Origin of the sequence: Methyloglobulus sp., assembly GCF_040079455.1 — a bacterium.
Lineage (GTDB): Bacteria > Pseudomonadota > Gammaproteobacteria > Methylococcales > Methylomonadaceae > Methyloglobulus.
This window is the reverse complement of record NZ_JBEBKJ010000124.1, coordinates 1-6267: the sequence shown is the minus strand read 5'-3', so window position 1 is coordinate 6267 and position 6267 is coordinate 1. Positions and strand designations below refer to the sequence as shown.

Genomic DNA, 6267 nt, shown 5'->3' with positions numbered 1-6267 from the left:
TTCATCCACCATCTTCTGATGCCCTAGGTATTATTTTGGAAGAAATAATCGTGCGTAGTTTAGTCAATAGGTTTCAATAAGCCAAAATGCCCCTAACCCCTCAACTACACTGCGCGAAGCATAATGGCTTTTGGGTAAATGTTCAATGATTTTATTTGCTTAGTTAAGAAAATTCCGAATAAGACAAGGTTCATTTCTATAGTCCGACTTCCAATCGTAGAACATTACACGCAGGGGATGGAAAATCGAACTTAACCGAACTATCAGTTATACCAATCCCAAAAAGTTGTTATTTAAATCCCCTCATCCCGACCTTCTCTCTCAAGGGAGAAGGGGCAGATACTTGTGTAGATATTTATGCCCTTTGGAGGTGGTAACAATGAGAATTTATTGGGATTGGTATTACTTTTTAGCCGTTTTTTGTAACTTCAAAAAACTATACGTAAAGCTAACATTAGGATCAACTGCTACATCTTCACGTTCCACTTCAGTCCATTGAGTTCGGTCAAAATCGGGGAAAAATGTATCGCCATCAAAAGTCTGGTTGATTTGGGTTATGTACAAGGTGTCAGCAATCGGTAGTGTCGCTGCATACAGTATAGAACCGCCAACTACAAAAACCTCATCGGCCAATTGGCAAGCGTGGGCAATAGCAGCCTCCACATTGTCAACTACAACGCAGCCTTCTGGCTTGTAAGTGGGGTTTCTGCTGACAACCACATTGGTACGACCTGGTAAAGGCCGACCGATGGATTCAAAGGTTTTTCTGCCCATCAAGATGGGGTAACCCATGGTAATTTTTTTGAATCGTTTAAGATCGGCGGATAAATGCCAGGGCATTTGACCATCAAGACCGATGGCTTGGTTATTCGACATCGCGACTATGAGTGATATTTTCATTTAAATGGATAAGTGGCTTTGTTATGCTTGACGGACATTAATTGCAAAGTCACATCATACTATGAAACATATTCTGCTTGTGTTCACTGGCGGCACGATTGGTTCCACGGCGACTGACGGAACCATTAATACTTCCAGCAGCGCACCGTTCAAATTGCTGCAACTATTTGAGCAGCAATATCACGACCATCAATCCGTTCATTTTGACACTTTGCAACCAATCCAGATTTTAAGCGAAAATCTCGGCCCTGCTGCTTGGAAGATAATGATTGCAGCTATCGAATCCACTCAGCCGAACAAGTATGACGGTATTATTGTCACTCACGGCACGGATACCTTGGCGTATACCGCTGCGGCACTCAGCTTTTACTTTCATGCCAGCACGATTCCTGTCTTGCTGGTTTCAAGTGATTATCCCTTGGACAATCCTCACGGTAATGGCCTAGCTAACTTTATTTGTGCGGCAGCGTTTATAAGGCAATGTGTTGCTTTGGGTGTTTTCGTGCCTTATCGTAATACTGGGCAAACCATGCAAATTCACCAAGGTTCACGGCTCACTTGTTCTTTGCAGTTAACTGGTGATTTTTATAGTGTCCAAAACAACAGCTTTATGCAATTTGACGGGCAACATTTTACATCAGTTAATACGTTTGTCACTCAATCGAGCAACGTAGATAAACAACATCAGGCAAGTCTTGCTTCTGGCGATATTATGCCGTTAAAACCGCAATTCTCGAACCGTATCCTGATGGTAAAACCTTATCCAGGATTGGACTATTGCCATTTTAAACTGGATTCTGTCGATGCAGTCCTGCACGACTTGTACCATTCAGGCACCGCCTGCGCCACTGAACAATGGGGCAAAAACCACTCCTTACTTGAGTTTGTTAAACGCTGTGGTGAACGCGGTATTCCCATTTACCTCGCCCCAGCTATCAAATCAGAAAACGCCTACCAGAGTACCCGTGAACTGATCGAACACGGCGCAGAAATGATCTGGAATATGTCGATTGAAGCCGCTTACGTCAAGTTAATGCTAGCTTACGGAAACTTTTCTGAAAAAAAGCAAATAAGTGGCTTTATTGATAGAGATATTGCTTGTGAGCATGTGTAGCCCCTCGTGTGAGGGCTTAATAAGGAAATGACAACAGTTCTGAAAAGTTTTTTTGATTAGCAAGATTCCCATAAAGTTGATTTTACTGCCATTGGGTTGCAGTCAATTCGGACAACCGCATCGCCACCTTGTTACGATTAAGATGATAACCAATAAACACGACCTCAGCATTTTGCACTGATGTTTTGGCAGCCGTTCGGCTAATCACTATGCGGGTACGCACACCTTGCACGAGTATCGCATTTTCTGAATGATCGGTAGGGATAAAACCTTTGATGCGTAACACAGGTTCTGCCTTGGCAACTTCTGTGAGTGCTATTTTTAGCACGTCTGGCTTTTGTTTGTCTTGGCTGCGTAGCACGAACGACAACCAGCCGGGGTCTTGTTCATGAAAATGTTTGTGCGTTGCCAAGCCGTGGTTGTGGTTAGCGAGACCGGAATGCGCGTGACCGTCAACCAAGCGTTGATTATCCAATACACCCGTATTGGCATTAGGCATAGAAGCCAGCGGCGTAAAACGGTGCTGTTGCGTTACTAAAGTCGATTGATGTAGCCGCAAACCTAAAGCCAATCGAATATCCAGTTTTGCTCGATACGCCAACTCAAGAAAACGTACATTAGGTGCTCGTTCACGGATGCGCGTTTCAGCACGTAGTAAAGCCTCTTCATCCAGCAAGTCGATTTTGTTCAACACCACCACATCGGCGTATTCAAGTTGCTGCTCAAACAAGCTGGCGACAGCCTCTTGCGGACTGGGTTGCGTTTGATTGCCCTCGAATTCATCGGCGAGTAATAACGGCGTATCGACCACGGCTAATGTTGCGTCCAGAATGAAGCTTTCAGCCAGTTCCGGCGTTTGCAAGAGTTCCATAATCGCGGTCGGCAAAGCCAAACCAGAGGTTTCAATCAACACATGATCGACTTGTGCGCGGCGTTCGGCGATGGCTTGTAAAGTAGGAATAAACTGTTCGTCATCACTGTAAGCAATCAGGCCGTGCGGAAAATCGTGAATCTGGACGTGCGGGCTGTGCGCCAACTCATCACGGATCAATGCCCCATCAATGGCAACTTCACCAAACTCATTGATTAACAAAGCCAGCCGCCGATCTTGCTTATGCTTAATCAGGCTACTAAGCAACGTCGTTTTGCCCGAACCCAAAAAGCCGGTGACGATGGTAACGGGGATTAATGCGTTCATTGCCATGTTTGTGCGTGTTGTAATACGTCATCGAAAGTGGACAACATCACTGGGTAGTTCAGTTTTGGGCGTTCAATAACCAATAACGGAATAGCGAGCACTTGCGTTGCGGCAACCTTTGCTTGATAGCCACCCGCATCTCCGGAGTCTTTACTGACCACGCAATCAATCGCCCAATCACGCCATAAAGCTTCATTAAATGCCTGAGAGAACAGCCCTTGCATAGCGCAAATATGGCTGCGTGGCACACCCAAATCAATGGCGCGTTGTATGAATTCCGGCTCCGGTGTCACGCGTACAAACCATTCGCATTGCTCAGCATCGGGGGCTTTCAGGAAGGTGGCTAAATCTTTAGAGCCGGTTGAGAGAAAGATACGCTTACCCAAGGCAATCGCTTGTTCAGCCGCTTGTTGGGAGGAGTTACATAACTGGGCAGAATCGGCAGAATAAGTGCTGGCGCGTTCGTAGCGAAGATACGGAATACCCAAACTTTGCGACAAACTCATCAATTGCTCGGACATCAAACTAGCATAAGGGTGGGTTGCGTCGATTAATCCCCGCGCCTGATACTGCTGCAACGCCTGTTTACGCGCTTCAACACCTTGCTGTCCTGCCCAAACTGATACGCCGGGGCAATGCTGCACGGCGACATCACCGCCGTATTCCGTGGCGGTGGAGATGACCACCGGATAACCTTGCAGGGCTAAATGATTCGCTAGCGCATTACCATCGCTAGTACCGGAAAAAATCCAGAAGGCGTGCTGGGGTAAATCTTGCTTAAACGATTCTTCTTGTGGTGTTTCCCACGCATTGTAGCCGCGTGGCGTAAAGATAAAGCCGCGTTTACGCTGGGTAAAGCGATTGCCGATCACAATCGTGGTGAGCATATCAAACTGTAAGGACGGCAGGTCTTCCAATAAATGAATGCTCACAGACTGGTCGGGACGATACGCATTACGCACCACACCACACAATGTTTTCGGTGATTTGGACTCCAGCATGATATTAAGAATGCGATACACGCCTTGCGAACGACCCGCGCTCTGCACGTTGTATAACACGCAAGCCAGATCCGCTTGAGCAATGTGTCTGCCGCGTTGTTCAATCCAATCCCACGGACAAAGTAAATCCGATAAGCTCAGTGTGGCAAAATCGTGTGACAGCGGTGAACCGAGCAGTGATGCACAGGCATTCGCCGACGTAATGCCGGGGATAACGTTGATCTCATAATCATCATCTTCGCGCATTTCATCAAACGCCAGCGCTGCCATCGCGTAAATGCCAATATCTCCGCTGGAGATTAACGCCACTTTTGCTCCGCTACGGGCTTTTTCAATTGCCAGCAAAGCGCGTTCACGTTCTTGAGTTAACGGCGGTGTGTGGATTTCCTTACCCGTAAGCCAAGGCTCAATCCAGCGTAAGTACAATTCATAAGCGACAATGACATCGCTATTTTTTAACGCCGCTTCTGCGCGTGGCACAATTAAATCGGCAAAGCCTGGGCCTACCGACACTAAATTTAATACACCTGCCATGTTTTTTCTATTCCATAATGATCTTCGACTATCGCCACTGCAACGCCGTTTAATGTCAATTTCGGTACGATTAACCGACCGCGCGGACTGGCAATCAAGGCGCAGGGCTCACACACACCTGGCAAACCCACGTTTTGTTGTACCCAATCCGATGGCTGTGTAACCCACGCCCGTGCAGCAACAGTTTCGCGGGATAACACCCGCAACGGGATAGTCTGTTGTTCGCAAAATGCCAGCAAGCCAGGCTCGTTAGCTTTTAAGTCTATCGTGACCAGTTCGCGTATTTCGTTGATGTGTCGATGTCCTAATGCCTGTTGAATAGCGGCAGTTATGCGTTCAACAGGTACGTCTTTACGACAACCGATGCCCACCACCAAAGGTTTTAAAGCCTCAGTCGCCGTGGTAATCACCGGCACAGCACCGACCGCATTCGCCACCCGATACGCCAGTTGATTTGCCCCGCCTTCATGCCCTGCCAGCAACGACACCGCAAATCGCCCTGCTTCATCCAGCACCACCACTGCTGGATCATGGTGTTTATCGTGCGTTAAGCCATCCAGAAAACGCACCGCGATACCGCTGGCGGCTATCATAATCCACTGGCTATGCAAGCGGTAAGCATGGGCGAATTGATCTTTTTGTGACACAGATGGATTCAGCCAAGGTTTATACAGCGTGCCGCCCAATTGCGTTTGTAAAATGTCGGCAAGTGTTTCGCTGTCTGGTCTGACTAACCAAATACCTAGCATTGCGTTAAAGCCAGTTATCTAGGCGTAATGCCTCAACACGCTCAAATTCACGCAAGGATAAATTTTCCCAACACACCGGAATATTTGTCGTGGGCCAAATTTGGTCATCCCGATAAAAAGCCTTCGCCTTCGGCGTTGCACTAACAGGCGGGTTAACCGCCGCCTGAGCGGAGATTTTGATATTTCCTATCACAGTGGTTCCGAAAGGAGTTCGATCAAAATCATTATAAGAGCATGTTTTTAAAATTGAGTAAGGGTCATCACTTCTGTTTTGTTCATGTGACATACCGATTATATGACCAAACTCATGGATGACAGAAGCTTTAAAAACATTGATCTGCAGAAATTCCCGAATTTGCGGCAGTGCAGGGTTAACCGCCGCCTGAGCGGAAGCCGTTAGTAACATAATGAGCAGAGTACAAAGTTTATATTTTGAGACCTTTGCACGACGAACGCGTGACGGGGTATGTTACCCCGTTACTCACATTTTGCCGACGATGCCGTTGTTGATCTTTTGCGGATGGATGGGGTTTTGTGCCACGTTGAAACCCTACGAACGGGGCAACATGCCCCGTCCGGCTGGGACAAATTACAAACAAAACTAACTCAAAATTAATTATCGCGGAATCGGCAGATGGAATCATAATGCCAGTAAGTGCTGTCGTCAGCGACGTAAAAATGAAAGCACTAAACAACCAAAAAAATTTAAATTTTTGGTAAAACGACTTGCTTTTAAAGCATTTGGCGACACATAAAGGAATTGAGGCGGGT

General features: G+C 46.9%; 7 protein-coding genes. 1 reads left to right on the top strand and 6 read right to left on the bottom strand.

What is annotated here, in order from left to right; translation table 11 throughout:
• Positions 1-402: 402 nt before the first annotated feature.
• The gene (locus ABL924_RS17385; RefSeq protein WP_349028361.1) at positions 403-900 is read right to left on the bottom strand and encodes a dihydrofolate reductase; all 498 of its coding nucleotides are present in this window, start codon (positions 898-900) and stop codon (positions 403-405) included.
• Positions 901-961: 61 nt separating this feature from the next.
• On the opposite strand from ABL924_RS17385, the gene ABL924_RS17380 reads away from it, so the two are divergent.
• Positions 962-2014 (top strand): asparaginase domain-containing protein, encoded by a 1053-nt coding sequence (locus ABL924_RS17380; protein ID WP_349028360.1) that lies wholly within the window; start codon positions 962-964, stop codon positions 2012-2014.
• An 82-nt stretch (positions 2015-2096) separates the two neighbouring features.
• On the opposite strand, the gene ABL924_RS17375 is transcribed toward ABL924_RS17380, so the two are convergent.
• The 5 genes from ABL924_RS17375 to ABL924_RS17355 form a co-directional block, all read right to left on the bottom strand.
• Positions 2097-3212, bottom strand: a complete 1116-nt coding sequence (locus tag ABL924_RS17375; protein WP_349028359.1) for a GTP-binding protein — start codon at positions 3210-3212, stop codon at positions 2097-2099.
• A complete protein-coding gene (gene cobJ, locus ABL924_RS17370; protein WP_349028358.1) occupies positions 3209-4747 on the bottom strand; it encodes a precorrin-3B C(17)-methyltransferase in 1539 nt (512 codons plus the stop codon). The genes ABL924_RS17375 and cobJ overlap by 4 nt, the downstream gene beginning before the upstream one ends.
• Positions 4732-5496, bottom strand: a complete 765-nt coding sequence (locus ABL924_RS17365; protein ID WP_349028357.1) for a cobalamin biosynthesis protein — start codon at positions 5494-5496, stop codon at positions 4732-4734. The genes cobJ and ABL924_RS17365 overlap by 16 nt, the downstream gene beginning before the upstream one ends.
• 4 nt (positions 5497-5500) lie before the next feature.
• Positions 5501-5902, bottom strand: coding sequence for a hypothetical protein (locus ABL924_RS17360; RefSeq protein ID WP_349028356.1), 402 nt, complete (start codon positions 5900-5902; stop codon positions 5501-5503).
• Positions 5903-5921: 19 nt separating this feature from the next.
• Positions 5922-6267, bottom strand: a 346-nt coding sequence (locus tag ABL924_RS17355) for a hypothetical protein (RefSeq protein WP_349028355.1), incomplete at its 5' end; no start/stop codon positions are given.

Coding starts and splice junctions, on each gene's coding strand:
- ABL924_RS17385 (WP_349028361.1), bottom strand. CDS start 900: ATGAAAATATCACTCATAGTCGCGATGTCGAATAACCAAGCCATCGGT.
- ABL924_RS17380 (WP_349028360.1), top strand. CDS start 962: ATGAAACATATTCTGCTTGTGTTCACTGGCGGCACGATTGGTTCCACG.
- ABL924_RS17375 (WP_349028359.1), bottom strand. CDS start 3,212: ATGAACGCATTAATCCCCGTTACCATCGTCACCGGCTTTTTGGGTTCG.
- cobJ (WP_349028358.1), bottom strand. CDS start 4,747: ATGGCAGGTGTATTAAATTTAGTGTCGGTAGGCCCAGGCTTTGCCGAT.
- ABL924_RS17365 (WP_349028357.1), bottom strand. CDS start 5,496: ATGCTAGGTATTTGGTTAGTCAGACCAGACAGCGAAACACTTGCCGAC.
- ABL924_RS17360 (WP_349028356.1), bottom strand. CDS start 5,902: ATGTTACTAACGGCTTCCGCTCAGGCGGCGGTTAACCCTGCACTGCCG.